General features: G+C 57.2%; 12 protein-coding genes. 5 read left to right on the top strand and 7 right to left on the bottom strand.

Annotation, left to right across the window (positions count from 1 at the left end):
* Positions 1-103 precede the first annotated feature (103 nt).
* Entirely contained in the window at positions 104-1381 is a 1278-nt protein-coding gene (locus Pla52nx_RS29480) for a PQQ-binding-like beta-propeller repeat protein (RefSeq protein WP_146521519.1), read from the top strand.
* Positions 1382-1448: 67 nt separating this feature from the next.
* Here Pla52nx_RS29480 and Pla52nx_RS29475 read toward each other — a convergent pair whose 3' ends face one another.
* The gene (locus Pla52nx_RS29475; RefSeq protein ID WP_146521518.1) at positions 1449-3395 is read right to left on the bottom strand and encodes a sialate O-acetylesterase; all 1947 of its coding nucleotides are present in this window, start codon (positions 3393-3395) and stop codon (positions 1449-1451) included.
* Between the two features lie 97 nt (positions 3396-3492).
* On the bottom strand, positions 3493-4110 hold the full coding sequence (locus tag Pla52nx_RS29470; RefSeq protein WP_231742156.1) for a 3-keto-disaccharide hydrolase: 618 nt from the start codon (positions 4108-4110) through the stop codon (positions 3493-3495).
* 304 nt (positions 4111-4414) lie between these two features.
* Here Pla52nx_RS29470 and Pla52nx_RS29465 point away from each other — a divergent pair, with 304 nt between their 5' ends.
* Genes Pla52nx_RS29465 through Pla52nx_RS29450 form a run of 4 tightly spaced genes read left to right on the top strand, consistent with a single transcriptional unit; the run spans position 4415 to position 9662 of the window.
* On the top strand, positions 4415-5302 hold the full coding sequence (locus Pla52nx_RS29465; RefSeq protein WP_146521516.1) for an alpha/beta hydrolase: 888 nt from the start codon (positions 4415-4417) through the stop codon (positions 5300-5302).
* Positions 5303-6691: a tripartite tricarboxylate transporter substrate-binding protein gene (locus Pla52nx_RS29460; protein ID WP_146521515.1), complete on the top strand. Its 1389-nt coding sequence runs from the start codon at positions 5303-5305 to the stop codon at positions 6689-6691.
* A gap of 15 nt (positions 6692-6706) precedes the next feature.
* Positions 6707-8263: a tripartite tricarboxylate transporter permease gene (locus Pla52nx_RS29455; RefSeq protein WP_197454804.1), complete on the top strand. Its 1557-nt coding sequence runs from the start codon at positions 6707-6709 to the stop codon at positions 8261-8263.
* Positions 8256-9662: a sulfatase family protein gene (locus Pla52nx_RS29450; protein WP_146521514.1), complete on the top strand. Its 1407-nt coding sequence runs from the start codon at positions 8256-8258 to the stop codon at positions 9660-9662. Before Pla52nx_RS29455 ends, Pla52nx_RS29450 begins: the two co-directional genes overlap by 8 nt.
* A gap of 82 nt (positions 9663-9744) precedes the next feature.
* Here the strand turns inward: Pla52nx_RS29450 and Pla52nx_RS29445 are convergent, their stop codons facing one another.
* The 5 genes from Pla52nx_RS29445 to Pla52nx_RS29425 form a co-directional block, all read right to left on the bottom strand.
* Positions 9745-10428, bottom strand: coding sequence for a PEP-CTERM sorting domain-containing protein (locus Pla52nx_RS29445; protein WP_197454803.1), 684 nt, complete (start codon positions 10426-10428; stop codon positions 9745-9747).
* A gap of 182 nt (positions 10429-10610) precedes the next feature.
* On the bottom strand, positions 10611-11360 hold the full coding sequence (locus Pla52nx_RS29440) for a lipoate--protein ligase family protein (protein ID WP_146521512.1): 750 nt from the start codon (positions 11358-11360) through the stop codon (positions 10611-10613).
* Positions 11357-14941, bottom strand: a complete 3585-nt coding sequence (locus Pla52nx_RS29435) for an ABC transporter permease (protein WP_231742155.1) — start codon at positions 14939-14941, stop codon at positions 11357-11359. The genes Pla52nx_RS29440 and Pla52nx_RS29435 overlap by 4 nt, the downstream gene beginning before the upstream one ends.
* A 12-nt stretch (positions 14942-14953) precedes the next feature.
* Positions 14954-15796: a class I SAM-dependent methyltransferase gene (locus tag Pla52nx_RS29430; protein ID WP_146521511.1), complete on the bottom strand. Its 843-nt coding sequence runs from the start codon at positions 15794-15796 to the stop codon at positions 14954-14956.
* Positions 15797-15799: 3 nt separating this feature from the next.
* Positions 15800-16951 (bottom strand): helix-turn-helix domain-containing protein, encoded by a 1152-nt coding sequence (locus tag Pla52nx_RS29425; RefSeq protein ID WP_146521510.1) that lies wholly within the window; start codon positions 16949-16951, stop codon positions 15800-15802.
* Positions 16952-17057 lie beyond the last annotated feature (106 nt).

Raw genomic sequence — 17057 nt, 5'->3', positions numbered from 1 at the left:
ACGAATTTTGGCGAATCCCATTACGGCGAGAATGCAACAATTCCCTGACGACGTAGTGCTTCGCGCTGACAGTCCCACCACTCCCCTCAGTATCTGTTCCGCCATGAGATTGCCCTCTGCATTGCTGTTGTCCGTGCTTTGTTTGACCCTGTCGCCGGCTTGGGGCGAGGATTGGCCGGCTTGGCGGGGACCGCGTGGCGATGGGACCAGCATGGAAGCGAGCGCAGCGACAAAATGGAACGGGGAAACGGGCGAAGGTGTTGTTTGGAAAGTTCCCGTGCCTGGCGTCGGCCATTCTTCGCCGATCGTTCACGGTCAAAATGTTTTCGTCACCACCTGCTTGCTTGACGATCAAAAACGAGAACTGCTCTGCTTTGACACCGAATCAGGAGATTTGCGTTGGCAGAAGACCGTCATCGACGCACCCCTGGAAAAGAAACACAAGCTGAACAGTTTTGCCTCGGGGACGCCGGCCACCGATGGTTCGCTGGTCTATGTGACTTTTCTGGAAAACACGAACCAAGACGCCGCCGACTCAGACGCGGAAACCGCTTCGGGCAACATGGTCGTTGCGGCATACGATTTTGACGGAAATCAAGAATGGCTCGTTCGTCCGGGGCAGTTTTCAAGCGTTCACGGCTACTGTAGCAGTCCTCTGCTGTTCGAATCGCTTGTGATCGTCAACGGCGATCATGACGGCGACTCCTACGTGGTCGCGTTGGATCGGAACACCGGGCAGACGGTCTGGAAAACGCCGCGTCGTCACAAGACTCGCAGCTATGTCACGCCACTGTTGCGTGAAGTGAACGGGCAACCACACATCGTCTTTTCCGGCAGCAAGCAGATCACCAGCTTGAACCCACGCGACGGATCGACTTGGTGGACCGTCGAGGGGCCTACGGAGCAGTTTGTGGCCTCGATGGTCGATGATGCGGACAAGTACTACATGTCGGCCGGCTTTCCCACACATCACGTGATGGGAATTCGCAAAGACGGCAGTGGCGACGTGACCGATACTCATGTGGCATGGCACAGCACGGAGGCCAAGTCCTATGTCCCGTCACCGGTCGTGGCCGGCAATCATCTGTATGTCGCCGACGATCGTGGGATCGCTCACTGTTTCAACACGGAAACCGGCGAGCAGGTTTGGCGAGAAAGGATGAGCCCTCACTTTAGCGCGTCGTTGGTCACCACCGGATCACTGGTGTATTTTCTCAGTGACGAAGGCGTGATGACGATCGTGCGTTCTGGTGACGCGTTTGATGTCGTTTCCGAGAACCCGCTCGGCCAGAGAGCCTTTGCATCACCGGCGATCTCAAATGGCCAGATCTACTTGCGCGGAGAGACTGATCTTTTCCGAATCGGAAATGACAAACCCTAACGCAACGGGATGATTCGCAGTGGGATAAGCCATCCAGCCTATCCCACGTGCAGGTCACCACAATCGATCAGTCTTCGTCGGTACGGAAGGGTGACGCGGGCAAGTCAGCGGCGTTGTACAAGTTGCACGTCGGATTGTTGGCCCAACCGTAGCGAACCGCCGTGGGTTGGGGGACTGCTGGTGATGATACGACGACCGTGTCGCCCTGGACAACTGCATCGCCCCAGACAAACTTTTTGTCCTCACCGGCGATGGCAAAGCCGATCAGCTTGTCGCCTTTGGCCTTCAGGCCGCCACCGACGTGGTTGAACTTCACAATGGCTTTTCCGTCTCGGAAATCGGCCGACGCGTATTCGGGTCCGCTGTAGACGACTTCTTTGTCGTAGGCGATTCCGAGAGCGGACAGGGCAAGCCGGCGACCGACCTCCTGCTTGTTACGTGGGTGAATGTCGTTGGCTTCGCCGATGTCGATCGCCAAGGCCAGTCCGACGTTCTCGTCGTTTCGTGCGGTCAGCGATTGTGCTTCACGCAAATCCGCCCAACCGCCTTCGACCGGCTGCTCTTGGACCTTCATGAAGTTGGCGAGCTGGACGACGAGAAAAGGAAAATCGCCGACACCGAATTGTTGCCTCCAATCGTGGATCATGGTTGGCAACAATGTGCGGTATTGCCTCGCGCGACCGGCATTGGATTCGCCCTGGTACCAGATCGCACCTTTGATGGCGTAGGGAACCAACGGCGCGAGCATGCCGTTGTACAGCACGGTGACCACGTTGGGATTGCTGTTGAGTTGCTGTGGCACTGGCGAAGTCTTTTCCAGTGGTGTGCTGACGGAGTATTTCCATTGACCGGCCAGTGCGACGGATTCGCCGCCGGGAATCTCCACTCGCAATTGATCTGGTTGACCGTGCAGACCGCCGCCGCCCCCGGTATCGAGCACTCGGATCGCGATCACGTTTCGTCCGGCCTTGAGTGTGCCGGCAGGAAGTTTGTAATCACGTGACGGAAGCCATTCGTTCATGCTGCCGACTTGCTTTCCGTTGACCCACGTGGTGTCGCGGTCGTCGATGGGACCGAGATGTAATACGGCATCCTTGGCAGCGGCCGCCTCTGACAACTCAAACTCTTTTTGAAACCACACGATGCCATCAAATTGCCCCAAGCCACGGTCTTCCCAGTTACCAGGCACGGTCATTTCTTTCCAGGCATCCGTTGCGGCGTCTGGCCGGGACCAGGACTGTTTGGAACCCGGATCGTTGTCGTTCCACCATTTGGCCATCGCCGCATCGAGTGAATTGGTGCCGTTTTTCTGTGCCTCGGCCATCTGCTGGAATGCGGAAACAGCCGGGCGGAAGTCTTCCATCGTGTTGAGGGACTCCGCACTCGTCCACGCTTCGGCGATCGTTCCGCCCCACGACGTATGGATCAAGCCGATCGGCACGTTCAATTCGCGTTGCAGGTCACGACCAAAGTAGTAGCCCACGGCGCTGAACTGGGGGACGGTTTGCGGCGTGCAGAGTTGCCATTGAGCGTTGACCGTCTGCTGAGGCTCGGTCGAAACGCGTTTGGGAACGGTGAACAGCCGCAACTTGGGATGGTCGGCCGCCGCGATCTCTGCTGCGGCATTGTTGGAAATCTGGACCGACCACTCCATGTTGGACTGACCCGAGCAGATCCAGACGTCGCCGACAAGAACGTCGCTGATCGTGATCGATGACGGTCCGGTCACGGTCAATTCGTGAGGCCCACCCGCAGGCAACGCGGCGAGCTTGGCCATCCAACGACCGTCAGCATCGGCCGTCGCGTTCGCCGAATGGCCGGCGCACTCCACAGAGATCTTTTCGCCTGGTGTGGTCCATCCCCAGACTGGCGTTTCAATGTCGCGTTGTAAGACCATGTGGTCGGTGAACAGCGGATGCACCAGCGGTAGGGATTGAGCGGACGCGGTGCTGCAGAATACGCATGCCACGCAAATGAACGCGACGAGTGGATTGGCAAAGAGTTGAGTTTTCATCGTTCTTGTTGGGGAGCGTCGTGAGCCGGTGAAGGGATGGTGAGTGGTCGCCAAGCGGTTGGGTGGGAATCCTGGCGAATCCCATTAGGGGTGGGCTTTATGGCAGTTCCATCACTTCGACTTTGCGGATGTGAACGATGCTGCCTGGGTCGTGTTGCTGAAATGCGAAGTGACCTTCTTTGAAGGTCTTGTCGAAGTCCAGGTATTCGTACAGTTCGTTGCCATCGATGGTCACTTTGATACGTGTCATTTCACGTCCACGCCAAACGTCATCACGAACTTCGATTTCGTAATGGAACCACGTGTCGGGCTTGACGTGCTGCTGGTAGACGTGACACATGCCGTAGATGGAGCCGGTTCGAATCGGGTCGCTGTGCGTACTATCGATTTGGGCTTCGTAACCGTCCGTGAACCCTGGTTTGGGTGTTGTGCGAAAGTACATCCCTGAGTTGCCGCCGTCATTGATCTTGATTTCGGCGCGATAACGAAAATTCTTGTAGGGGCGAGTTGAGTAGACCAGCATCGATGCTTGGCCTGAACCAGTCAGCAACCCTTCCTTGACGCTCCATTCACTGTCTTCACTTCCAACTTTATCCCATCCCTTGAGGGTCTTGCCATCGAAAAGTGATTCCCATTTGCCATCGGCAGCCCCGGCAACAGAGCCAGCCAAGAGCAGGAACGAGACAGTGAACAGTCGGAGAAGGGAGGCGGACATGTGGGAGGACTCCATGGTGAAATGTGGATCGATGACGGCTTGCTGGAACTTGCTGCAAGTCGGAAGCGGCCTATTGTAAAGGGCGCATCGCGACAAGAATGCCTTGATCGCCAAAATACTGCAATTCTTGCCCGACAAGGATCGCTGCCTTGTCCAGCAACGCTCAACATTGACAACCTATCGACTAGAATGGTTGATTGGCGACCTGAGAGAACTCTCCCCATCGTTTTTAGTCGCCCGGTCTTGAGTTGCCCGCTTTTGAGTGACTTGACTCTGATATCCCATCCATCGACACGGTGCCGAAATGATTTCTTTGCGTGACACTTGCCTACTGTTTGCAGCATTGGTGTTCACTTCCACCGTCCATGCCGTCGAGCCGAAAACGATTGACGTTTGGCCTGATTTGGCACCGATGGAAACTTCGCGAGAAACCGGTGTCAAATCGCCGCCGCGACCCGAGGAAGATCCCCCGATCACGCGTTTGGTCAACATTCGCCGACCCACGATGGATGTTTTTTTGCCGGACAATCCGTGTGGTACCGCAGTGGTGATCTTGCCCGGCGGCGGATTCGGCAAAGTCGTGCCGGACAAGGAGGGAAGCGAAGCGGCGATCTGGTTGAACCAACTGGGTATCGCAGCGTTTGTGCTCAACTATCGAACCAACGAATCTACTCCGGCTGGCGAACCCGCCTATCTGCGTCCGTTGCAAGATGCCCAGCGTGCGATCAGTCTCGTGCGAGCCAATGCCAACCAGTGGAACATCGATCCGACAAGGGTCGGCGTGCTCGCGTTTTCCGCAGGTGGACAAGTCGGTGCTTACCTGCACACGGCGACTAAGTCTGCTTACGACGCGATCGATGAGGTGGATCAGAAGTCTTGGAAGCCTGATTTCTCTTTACTCGTCTATCCTTGGCAAGTCACCGATGACAGCGGCGAATTGAAGCCGGGGATCGTGCTGACGTCCGAGTGCAAGCCGGCTTTCATCGTACACACGCATGACGATCGCTCGACGTCGATCGGCAGCGTTTTGATTTACGCCGGATTAAAGAAGTCGGGCGTCTCGGCAGAATTGCACATCTATCAGAACGGCGGACACGGGTACGGAATGCGCTCGGTCCAAGGTTCCGACATCGGAACGTGGCCCGATCGAGCAACCGACTGGCTGCTGATTCGCAAGCTCGGTGTCCGCTAGATGGGTCGCCGCGTCATCACGTGTTCATCGTGGCTATGCATCCTGTTTCTATTTGTCAGCGTCGCACCGACAGGATGCGATTCCACGAATCAGTCGAGCAACGCGTTTCCCAATCGCCCCATCAAGCTGATTGTTCCCTTCGCCGCTGGCGGAGGAAGCGATACTTTTGGTCGCATCATTCAGAATGCGATCCAAGAGAACAACTTGCTCGACCAACCATTGGTCATCGTCAACGTTCCTGGAGCAGGGGGAACGATCGGCAGCCGGCGAGTCAAAAACGCGTTACCCGATGGCTACACACTGCTGTTGTTGCACGAGGGGATGATGACAGCGCAGCATTCCGGCGGCGCGACGTACGGCCCCGAAGCATTCACGCCCATCGCGGGAACCGGCGACGCGACCCAGGTGATCGCAGTTGCGGGCGGTTCCTCGTTTCAGACTCTTTCTGAATTGATGCAGGCGGCCAAGCAGACTCCGGATTCATTGATCTTTGCGGCCAACATGGGGGCACCCAGTCATTTCGCAGGTTTGATGTTGGAATCGGAGGCGCCAGGGGGAAAGTTTCGTTTCACACAAAGCGGTGGCGGGGCGAAGCGGTTTGCGGCATTGCAAGGTGGCCACGTCGATGTCAGCGCGTTCTCGATCGCTGAGTACGTTCAGTTCCAGGAAAGTGGCCTGCGAGCCCTGGCGCTGTTGGGAGAGTCTCGTCATCCCGACCTGCCCGAGTTGCCCACCGCCGCAGAGCAGGGATTCGATGTGGTCAGCCAAAACATGCAATTCTGGTGGGCGCCACTGGGGACCCCGCCGGCTCGCGTCGCGTTTCTGGCCGATGCGATTGAATCGGCGATGAAGACACCGGCGGTACGGCAACGGTTGGCCGAAATGAAACTCTCTGACGTGACCCTGCGTGGGGATGCGTTACTGGCAGAAATCAAGCAACGAGAGAGTCGCATCGCAGAGGTCGCCACCTCCCAGCCAGTTCCGCTGCCAGACTTTCCCCGCATCATGATTGTCGCTGTCATCACTCTGGCGCTGTTGGCCGGTTTTCGTGCGTACGTTCGAAAGCGATCATCGGACGCAACGAGTGGCCAAACGGTTGCGGTTGATTCGGGAGAAGAGTTCGAGCCGACCAGGCGACCGATCGTCGTGGCAACCATCGCTGTCTCGACGCTGATGTACCTGCTGGCGTTGCATTTCGGATGGGGCGGTTTCATTTTGGCGACCGCTGCCTACACGTCGGTTGTATCGGGCATGCTGGCGAGAGAGTCGTTTGCGAGACAGAGGCTTTCTCTGGTCAACGCCGTCTGGACGATCGCCATGGTCGCTTTCGTGATGAGCGTGGGAATGCATTTTTTATTCACACGTGTGCTGGTGGTGGACTTGCCATGAAGGGGGACCATTGCATTGTTGACTGATCTCGGTATTGCCGTCTCTTTGCTGCTTTCGCCGACGGCATTGATGCTCGCTGCGCTGGGTTGCCTGCTGGGCATTGTGGTTGGTGCGATCCCAGGACTGACCGGCGCGATGCTGATCGCATTGGCGCTGCCGATGACGTACTCGATTCGCAGCGAGTATGCATTGGTGTTGTTGATCGCCATGTATGTCGGCTCGGTGAGCGGCGGTCTGGTGACAGCGACGTTGTTGCGTATGCCTGGTACGCCCGCGTCGATGATGACGACACTGGATGGTTATCCGATGGCTCGGCGAGGACAATCGGGGCGCGCGCTTGCGTTGGGGATCGGTAGTTCATTCGTCGGCGGCATGGTTTCGTGGTTCTTTCTGTTGTGTTTGGCTGGGCCGATGGCGGTTTGGTCGCTGTCGTTCGGGCCGTTCGAGTTCTTTGCGTTGGTGGTCGTCGCGATGGTGTTGATCACGTCGGTCGGGGGTAAGTCCATCAGCTTGGGGCTGTTGTCGGGTGCCGTCGGAGTGCTGTTGGCGATGCCCGGCGCGTTGCCAGCCACAGGGACACCACGATTGACGTTCGGCTTTGCCGAGATGGACGATGGATTCAAGCTGCTGCCTGTCTTGATCGGGCTGTTTGCGGTCAATCAAGTGATTCGTCAGATCTGGCAAGCAGACCCGCCCGCCGAACGGATCGCCGAGTTGGTCACCGATGACGAGGGAGATTCACAAGTCATCGATTCTGATCGCTTGGATTTTCGTTCTCCTGACATCGTTCGTCACGGTTGGAACCTACTGCGTTCTTCGCTCATTGGGACTTGGATCGGGATCCTGCCGGGAATCGGTGCCAACGTCGGCAGCGTGATCGCGTATTCCGCCGCCAAACGTGCCTCCAGTGAGCCCGAAGCCTTTGGGCATGGCAGCGAAGAAGGCATCGTGGCTTCGGAGACAGCCAACAACGCGACGATCGGAGGTGCGCTGATTCCCCTGGTGGCGATGGGGATTCCCGGCAGCGTGATCGACGCGATCTTGCTGGGCGCGCTCGTGATTCATGGGCTGCAGCCCGGACCGATGTTGCTGCAAAGTGATCCGCTGGCGGTCCAAACGATCGTCGGTACGATGTTGATTGCCAATCTGATGACGCTCGGATTCTTGTTGGTCGGTGTTCGCCTGATGGTCAAGGCAGCCAGTGTACCGAACCACATTCTGATGCCCATCGTGATGGTGTTCTGCGTGATCGGATCGTATGCTCTGGCCAACCGCATGTTTGATGTTTGGGTGATGCTGGCGTTCGGCGTCCTGGGTTACGCGATGGAGCGATGGCGGATACCGCTCGCACCCCTGGTGATCGGTTTCGTGCTGGGGCCGATCGGAGAAGAACACTTGTCCGAAGGACTGATGCAGAGCGGTGGCAGTTTGATGCCGATGATCACTCGCCCGATTTCCTTGATCCTATGTGTCGTTGCCGCGGCCATGCTCGGCTGGACATTGCGTGCTCGATTTCAGAAAACCCAATCACTCTCGGCCGACAATTCACCTGCTGATTCAACCGATGCCTGACAAACGCCCCAACATTCTCTGGTACTGCACCGACCAGCAACGCTTTGACACCATCGGCGCACTTGGAAACCCACATGTGGTGACGCCGACGCTGGATCAGTTGGTCGCCGATGGCGTCGCGTTCACGCGAGCGTACTGCCAAAGCCCGATTTGCACGCCCAGTCGATCGAGTTTCATGACGGGCATGTATCCCTCGCGCGTCCACAACACACGAAACGGAAACGAATCCTTTCCCGATTATCCGCCGGTGATCACCAAGCTGATTGCCGATTCAGGCTACGATTGCGGACTCGTCGGCAAGTTTCATTTGCAGAGCGCGGGCTATCGAACCGAACCACGCATCGATGATGGTTTTTCCTATTGGGAATTCAGCCACGCGCCGCGAGACGACTGGTCCAGTGGGCACGACTACGCGGAATGGGTTCGAGCCCAGGGTGCGGATCTCAACGCGATGCGAGAGACGTCTGAGCGTGTGCCCACGGAATATCATCAGACGACTTGGGCCAGCGAGTGCGCGATCGATTTCATCGAGTCACACCGTGATCGATCACAGCCGTGGTTGTTGAACTTGAACATCTACGACCCACACCCGCCCTTCATTCCGCCCAAGAGTTACGCGGATCGTTTTGATGCATCGCAGATGCCCGGACCGCACTTCCGCGACTCCGACCTGATTCAGCAGCGGAAACTCGCGTCGCTGGATTTTCAGGACGAGTTGCGAACGCCGGAGGAGCACAACGCGTTTCAAGTTCAAGCTTGGTATTACGCGATGATCGCTCAGATTGATGATCAGTTTGCTCGGATCTTGCAGACGTTGGAGGCGACCGGGCAACGTGACAATACCGTGATTCTATTCACCAGCGATCACGGTGAATCTTTGGGTGACCACGGACTGATGTACAAGGGATGCCGATTCTACGAAGGCCTGGTTCGCATCCCGCTGATTTTCTCATGGCCGGGACAATTCCAAAAATCGCTTCGGTGTGATGCTTTGGTGGAGTTGCTGGACATGACGTCGACATTGATGCAGCTTTGCGGACTGGATTGCCCTGAGTACATGCAGGGCAAAAGCCTACTGCCGATCTTGACCGGCCACTCCGACGGCTCTGATCACCGCCAGTTCGTCCGCAGTGAGTATTTTGATGCACTCGACCCGCATTTCACCGGTGGGTCAGGAACGTTTGGCACGATGTATCGCACGGATCGCTACAAGTTGTGCATGTACCACGACAAGCAACTCGGGGAGCTGTACGACATGGAGCACGACCCGTGGGAGTTTGACGACCTCTGGGACAGCGCCGAGCATCAGTCGATCAAAAGCCAACTGATCCGCGAAGCCTTTGACGCCCACGTCGTGCTGACCACCGACATGGGGTCGCGACGCATTGCACCGATGTGAGATTGCAGTGGGCCTCAACGAAAGACGGGCGACCATTCTGGCCGCCCGTACTTGTTTGAGTCAAATAGCGGTGTCGCTTCGATTAGCGTTCTTCACGCCGACGTCGACGAGTCGCCCCAGCACCGGCGATCAATCCACCAACAGCAAAAACGGCGAGAGATGATGGTTCGGGGACCGAAGAAATACTGGCAGAAGTGGCAAATGACACATTGTCGAATCGGAAACCGTCGGAACTGGCGAAACCGCTAGTCGCAAAAGTCAGGGTTGTGAATGGCGTATCGGAGTTGAAGCCGAAAAACTGAATTGCAGCTTCGGGCCCTTCGGGTAGATCAACATTCATCCCACTCGCATCGAGGGTCGTTTGATTGCCATCGCTAAGTCCTGAAAAATCTGCCCCAAAGGCGTAGATTGGTGTATCAAAGGTTAGAATTAGCGACGAACTGGAGTTAATTAAAACTCTGGCGATATTACTGGCAGCAGGAGAAATATCATTCTGAAGCTTTTGTAAGGTGAGAACATTCTCGTCCATTACTGAAAGAACGGCGGACATCGAGATCGAAAAGGGGCCAACGTCGACGGCCGTGGAACCGAATTCAAGCGGCACAGAGATCGATCCAAAATCTTCTAGCGTTGTTGGTCCAACAGCCGTATCGAAGACGCTCCTGTCGTGGTAGTCGACAATCATCGCAGCGTAGGCAGACTGGGAAAGTGTTGAAGCGATCAACACCGCCGCGCATGCCACTGACAGTTGTATCGCTCGCGTCATCTTGCTTCTCGTTGTTGTAGGTCTGGTCATCTGAATCGCATTAGAGTCCGGCAGCCAAGGCCTCCACTGCCGCAGGGCTAGAGTACTATTCAGCTGGGGGGGTGCAATGGGCAAAATCCGAATAACCGTGTGAATTTCTTGCCCACGGCATATTTGGGGCGTCAGGCGACCTTGTGAGCCTGTTAATGGCGGTGATGCCACTTCTCGTTACTGTACCGATCTTCACGTAAGCGAAGTGCTGTTTCCAGCGGGACGGTCCCGATTGAATGATCGACGCCGAATCGAACTGCTAAATCCACCGCCAAACGACCGGGATCGAGCGCCACATTGGTCACAAAATCTCCGTGGTCTCGCTCGCGTCGGTACTCCGGTTGACGCGGTGCGTGACAAAGACATCGTGCCAACAATTCCAGATCCGCATCGTGCAAAATCGTGCCGTGATATAGGACATGAGTTCGCGAAACCCGCAGGCTGTTGCCCGAGCATTTGCGGTCGTTGATCGTCAAATCGCAAATGCCTTGCTGTCGGGCAGCGGGCACCTGAGCCTGCACGGCCGAGAGCACGCGCTGCATCACGTATCGGTGTGCCGCATCGATCTTTGCCAACTCCGGATGCCGGGCCACGCTCAACACGACCGTGTACATCATGCACCCCGGGCCGCCGACGACCGATGCTCCGCCGGTGCAGCGTCTCAGGACAGGAATCTCCATCGACTGGCAATATTGCAAGTCGACTTCATCAGCGATGCGAGAGGAGCGACCGAGTACGACAACGGGTTGGTCAAACGACCAAGTGCGGAACGATTCTCCTCGCTCCCCCGCGTCGGCCTCCAACAAGAGTGCTTCATCGACCGCGAGTTGATCGCGGGGGTCGTGGCTATGGAACTCAACGCGTTGCATGTCGGTGTTGTCAGCAGTGTCGTCCGAGTTCATTCCGCCCGCAACGACTGCAGCAACGGCATTCGCACCACTCTGATCACCGCGACCAAACCGGCGATCAGACCGAACACGATGATTGCCGCCACGATCACAAGCGGCTCGATGATCGGCGGGTTCATGCCGGACAACCAAGCGTAGGGCAGCACGGCGAGTACCGCGCAGAGGATGCCGCATCCGATCCCCGCAAACAGTAGCGCAGCCGTTTCGCCCATCACCAAGGATGCCAATCGTCCGCGAGTGAAGCCGATCGCACGCATCACGGCGAGTTCCTGGCGGCGTTGCAAGACGGCCCGCAGTTGGGCAATGGCCAAGCCGACCGTGCCCAGCAACAACCCGAGAGCTCCGAGACTTTGAAAGGTTCTCAAGTACGTGTTCTGTACCGCCAGCATGCCACTCAAGACGTCGGCGGTTTTGGAAACATCCATGCCGACATCACCCAGTCGTCGTTCCAGCACATCGGACACCTTGGCATCCGTCCGTCCACCGGAATCGATCAAGAAGTATTGGTATCCGCTGACGTCAGGAAACGCTTTTTGAAAGTTCGACTCACCGATCAACAACTTGCCCTGCAGGACCGAATTGGACAACAAACCCACGACCTTGAAAAAAGTTGGCTTTCCTGTCTCGTATTCAAAAGATTTGATTTGCCCCACGCCACCGTACATCTGAAAACTCCACATCGCGGTGTTCTGATCGATCACCACGGGAATCGGATCGGCTTGGGTGCCGGCGGCAGGTTTCTCCAGCAGCATCCACGCGTTGTTTTGCGCCGCTTCGTCGGGGTTGTCTGTGTCTCCCACGCCCGCCCAATCGAATCGTGTCCCGCTGTTGTTGTCGATCAGTTGCTGCATTGATGGTGGCACACCCAGGACCGTCGGCTGTGCGGCTTGGTAGAGGTTATTGCAACTCGCATCTTGGCCCAGTCGCATTCGCATGCTGATCACGGTCGTCCCATCGAGTTCATCTTTGTCAGGACCAAACGTTTCCGCCTGGAATTTCTTGTCACCCAGATCGCGGTAGATCGGCTGGGCCGACTGGGCCACCCACTCAAATCCGCCGGTGCCACGGTCGGTCGGCTGCAATCGAAACGCTGAGATGGCGATGATCAGGAATGACGCGGTCGCCATCAAGCCGATCGTCAACGTGCTGCGGAGCGGCGACCGAGATGCGCTGCGTGTGGCCATCATCGTGAGGCTTGTCGTCGGCTTTGCAGGCTCACCCGTTTCTCCCGCGCCGGTGAAGCTGCGCAAATGCAAGAAAACGGCGATGAGTGTGGTGACCAACAGCAGCATTCCGCCGCCGACGAACCCGCCCGCGGCTGCTTGCCCTCCAGCTATGGCACCGCCAATGGCAGCAACCAACGCGATCACCGGCATGATGATTACCGACCACTGTAGCCAAGGTGCTGGTTTGTATGCTCGATCGATCGAATCGGAGTCGTCGCGTCCCGTCAACAGTTTCGTCGCAGGAACCGTCACGATGTTTCGGATCGTCAACCAAATGGTTGCCATCGCAACGAGCCAGCCTGCAACGCTGCCGATCAATAGACTCAGCGTTGTCCAGTGAAAATTCAAGAATGGAACGGTGACCGCGCCGACCCACCAATGTCGCAATGCCCACAGCACACCGCGTGCGTAGCCGATTCCACCGATGACTCCCAGTAGAACGCCGAACGTTGCGATCCAAGCTCCTTCGGTCAGCACCAGCTTTGCAACCTGTTGGCGTGTCCAACCCACAGCCATCAACGCGCCGAACTGACGCAAACGGCCGATCAGTCCCAGACGTAGCAGCATCGCGATCAGCATGATGGCCGAAAAGATGACAAAGAAACTGAGCGACAGGAACAAACCGTCAAACGGCGTGGTGCCACGTGATGCCGCCAACTGTTGCTGCTGGATCGATCGCACGCTCCAACCCAAATCCGCCAGAGCCGGTTGCAGGACTTGGCGAATTTTGATGCCCAATGATTCGATGTCCTCGGCCGCATCGGTCGAAATTCGCAAGCCAGTGGTTTCGCCGAAGCGGCTGCCAAAAATTCGTCGTGCATCGGCCAACGGTAGAAACGCTTTGGGCGTCAGCCGATGGTTCTGCCAATACTCGTCGTCTTCCTTGGGGATTTCGCGGGTGAGTTGAAAGGGCAGGTCCCAATCGCTGATGGAGTCTTGATCGGTCACGCCGGGGACACTGGGGGTCAGGGCAGAATCGTTGTAAACCGTCGGCGGTTTGTCGAACTCAGCAGGACGACTTCGCCGAAACGGTTTGCTGGGCTCGGTGATCGGGACCACCTCGGTGACAACAGCGTCAAAGTATCGTTCGATTTCTTTGCCGTTCTCGACTTCGGGTTCGTAGTACGCGATCCGCAACATTGTTTCGACGTCCGCGCCCAGTCGCCGCGCCGTCCAGTCGTTGATCACCAGAGGAACCGCGTCGCTGATGATGGATGCACGTTCTGTTGATGCGCTGTCTGGTGACACATCGTCGTTACCCAGCACGTACGAAACCGGCAGCGACTCGCTGGAGTCGATCCCGGTGATGATGCTGTAGGGTACCGAGGCGATGACCTTGCCCGAGTCGTCCACGCGTTCGATCGCGTTGGCGAGGTAGGTCATCACGGGAGTGATTTCCGTCGCGTCCAATTCATCGATGATCTGGTCCGCAGCAGCCTCGGGCAGAAGCAATCGGTCACTGGTCAATGAATAGTAGTCGATGACGGGCGATCGACTCGATTGCTCTGAATCAGCAAAATTCGATTGCACACGAGTCAACTGCAGCCTTAAGTCGGGCAATTCGATCGGCAGCGAGCCGGCATCCAGCTCACCGGAGCTCAACAACACGTTGGCCTTGCCTTGTCGATCCAAGGAATCCGCGATCATTTCTCGGTCGAGAAAGACGTTCATCGGAGCGGCTTGGCTGGGCGATAACGCAAACCTCGCGAGTCCTTCGTCGGGCAGGATTTCAATCACTTTCATCCGCGGCAGGCCGACCGTTTCGGAATCACGGCGGCCCAGCGGGCTGTCCGCTGGAACGGCTTGCTCGGAGGGCAAGCGAATCGTGACCAAGTCACCGACACCCACACCGATCTCGGCTGCCGCTCTCTGCGTCAGGATGACTTCGTCGTCTGCGGGCAGCTTTTTGGGTGTGATGCCGCTGACATCAAAATCCCAGAACGAGTGATCGCATCCGACGATCTGGACCGAACCGGCTCGGCGAACCGATCCGGGCACCGTCACGTCGCCACTGGATTCCAGCACACCGCGATCGAACAGGATGATGGCGGAGTCGATTCTCGAATCCGGTAATCGCTCGCCCGTCAGGTCTTCTCCGGGTGGCTGGAAATGAGCTGCCTCAAAGAACCCGCCGGGTGCGATGACCGACTCGATGCGTCCCAGACGCTCGATGGTCAGACCGCGCAAGCTGCCTCGCATCGAATCGCCGACGAGCAAGGCACCGACGACGACGGCGGTTGCGATGGCGACGCCCAGGGCGATCGCCAGCGAAGTACGCCAGTCCGTGGTCACGCCCGAGAGAGCCATGCGAGGGAGCGAAAACGATTTGCCGGTTTCAGTCGTGCTCACTCTTGGCCTCGATCACTTTGCGGCAACGATGTAGCAAATCCAACTCGGGTCACTGCCGGCCACTTCTCGGCGTTCCCAGGTTCCATCGATGTCGGGATCGTCTTCGTCCTCGATCTCCCAGTAGACGTTGCTCTCGCTAAAGCCGGCTTCGGCGAGCATCTCACGGACTTCTGGGATCGTCCAGAATCGCCAGTGGTACTCAAACGCCCGTTTGAGCTTGCTGCCGTCGGGGAATTTGAACGAGATATGAAAACACGCGTCGGCGGTGATCGGGTTGAACGACTCTTGGGTCCAGTGATACTTGAAACCCTTCTTGCCTTTCTTGATCGTCCGCTTGTCCACGTGTTCTTCGGTGTAGCATTCGCCGCCGCCCATCATGTCCATGACCATGATGCCCTCGGCATTCAAGTTGGCCCGGGCATGTTTGAAATAGTCGACGACTTCGGCACGCGTTTTGAAGATCCAGAACGAAAAGTTTTGGGCCGCCAACACGTCGACCTGAGGCCGATTGTGTTTGCGGACATCCTGCTCCAGCAATCGAACACGAGCCTGTTGAGCGTCGGTCAACTTGGACAAGTTGTGATCGCGACCCCACTGCAGGGTTTCGCCGCAGAGGTCAACTCCCAACGCCGTTCGTTTCGCGTTGGACTTGACCCATTCGCAGCAGACCGCGAACGTTCCGCAAAAGTCTTCGCGGAGCGTGTAGGGTTTTCGTCGATAGACATCGCGAAAGGCTTGTTCAAAAAAGCCGACTTCGTGGTCCGGCGTTTGGACGGACTTTTGATACAAATCGAACTTGTCAGCCGAGTCAGCGGCCGACTTGCCCTTGGAACTCTTCTTCGTCTTTTTTGACATGCCTTATCGTCTTGCCATGCGTCGTTCAATCGCTTTGGTCGGCAGCGGCATGATCTCCGCGGCAGCACCCGTGTTGTACATCAAGTCGTCGCGATTGGGTTCACCGTCGGGTTTGCCATACTGGACCAGATAGGCACCGACCATGTCGCCACCTTTCTCATACACCGGCGGCCAAAACTCTTCGCCGCGAATCGCGATCGTCTTGGAAAGCAAGCGGGTCGCTCGGCCGGAGAAACCGCTGAGCACCATGTCCAAACGACCAAGAGCTTCTCGGTAGATATAAAACACCAGCGCGGTGTCCTTGTTGTCGCCACCGGCGTATTGCCAAGTGCCGTCGTCTTTCTCGAAATAGAATCCCGGTTCCGGCGCGTCCTCGTTCTTGCTCAACCGCATGCCGGCCGAGGCGCTGTCTGGGTGAGGGTCTGTGTCCCGGTATCGCAAGAAGAATGGACAGGATCGTGCGGAGACATCGTCCACGTCGTCTTCGGTGACAAATGGCGTGCAACCAAAGGCGTCCGAGAACAGCAGCTCGACGACCGGATTGCTCTTCACACTGCCGATGCAAACCAATCCGCGATCGCCGGTCGCTTCGGCAAACCCGTTGAAAACTTCTGCAGCACGCGCCTGGGCGTCTTCCAGAGAAACTTGGCCGGGGCTCCACACCAAGGTTTGCTGCAAGCGATCGGGCATCGGAGCTTCCGGTCGCTCCATTGCATCGCCATCTTCATCCAGTGCGCGTTTGTGCTTTGCCGCGCCGCCCAGGGTGGAGACACCGCTGAGCAGTTCGCCGAAGAGCACCGCGTCGCTGGCGACCACGGTGGCGCCCTCGGGTGACGTATTGGACTCACCCTGACGCACACCGACGACGATCTCGATCTCGCCACGACGGGCCAGTAACTCCCAGAAATTCTCCGGGTTCACTGCGAACAGGGCGCCGGGCAACTCCTCCGCGGTCGCGTGACCTTGATCGATCAAGTAGTCACACAATCGAGAAAGTGCGTCCAGCGGAATGTACTTCGCTTCATTTTTCAACAGCGATGCCACCTGGTGGCGGTCCAGCCCGGTGTGTTCAACGATGGATTTGATGGTCCCGGGTCGTTTGCGACGATCCGGTGTATGCCCCAATAATTCTGCTAACCGAAAGGCGTATCTCATCAGCTCTTCTTTCCCCAGAAAAGTATGTCTTCGCGATCTGCGAAAGTTGTCGAATTCATCCTGCCAAAACGTTCAAAACGTTTATTCTGTGCCGCGGAATGGCACC

Source organism: Stieleria varia (assembly GCF_038443385.1).
Taxonomy (GTDB): Bacteria; Planctomycetota; Planctomycetia; order Pirellulales; family Pirellulaceae; genus Stieleria; species Stieleria varia.
The sequence above is the reverse complement of the archived record's forward strand: the minus strand, read 5'-3'. Positions and strand labels throughout refer to the sequence as shown.

Bases quoted from the DNA above. Each gene is read 5' to 3' on its own strand.
- Pla52nx_RS29480 (WP_146521519.1), top strand. From the start codon at position 104: ATGAGATTGCCCTCTGCATTGCTGTTGTCCGTGCTTTGTTTGACCCTG.
- Pla52nx_RS29475 (WP_146521518.1), bottom strand. From the start codon at position 3,395: ATGAAAACTCAACTCTTTGCCAATCCACTCGTCGCGTTCATTTGCGTG.
- Pla52nx_RS29470 (WP_231742156.1), bottom strand. From the start codon at position 4,110: ATGTCCGCCTCCCTTCTCCGACTGTTCACTGTCTCGTTCCTGCTCTTG.
- Pla52nx_RS29465 (WP_146521516.1), top strand. From the start codon at position 4,415: ATGATTTCTTTGCGTGACACTTGCCTACTGTTTGCAGCATTGGTGTTC.
- Pla52nx_RS29460 (WP_146521515.1), top strand. From the start codon at position 5,303: ATGGGTCGCCGCGTCATCACGTGTTCATCGTGGCTATGCATCCTGTTT.
- Pla52nx_RS29450 (WP_146521514.1), top strand. From the start codon at position 8,256: ATGCCTGACAAACGCCCCAACATTCTCTGGTACTGCACCGACCAGCAA.
- Pla52nx_RS29445 (WP_197454803.1), bottom strand. From the start codon at position 10,428: ATGACGCGAGCGATACAACTGTCAGTGGCATGCGCGGCGGTGTTGATC.
- Pla52nx_RS29440 (WP_146521512.1), bottom strand. From the start codon at position 11,360: ATGAACTCGGACGACACTGCTGACAACACCGACATGCAACGCGTTGAG.
- Pla52nx_RS29430 (WP_146521511.1), bottom strand. From the start codon at position 15,796: ATGTCAAAAAAGACGAAGAAGAGTTCCAAGGGCAAGTCGGCCGCTGAC.
- Pla52nx_RS29425 (WP_146521510.1), bottom strand. From the start codon at position 16,951: ATGAGATACGCCTTTCGGTTAGCAGAATTATTGGGGCATACACCGGAT.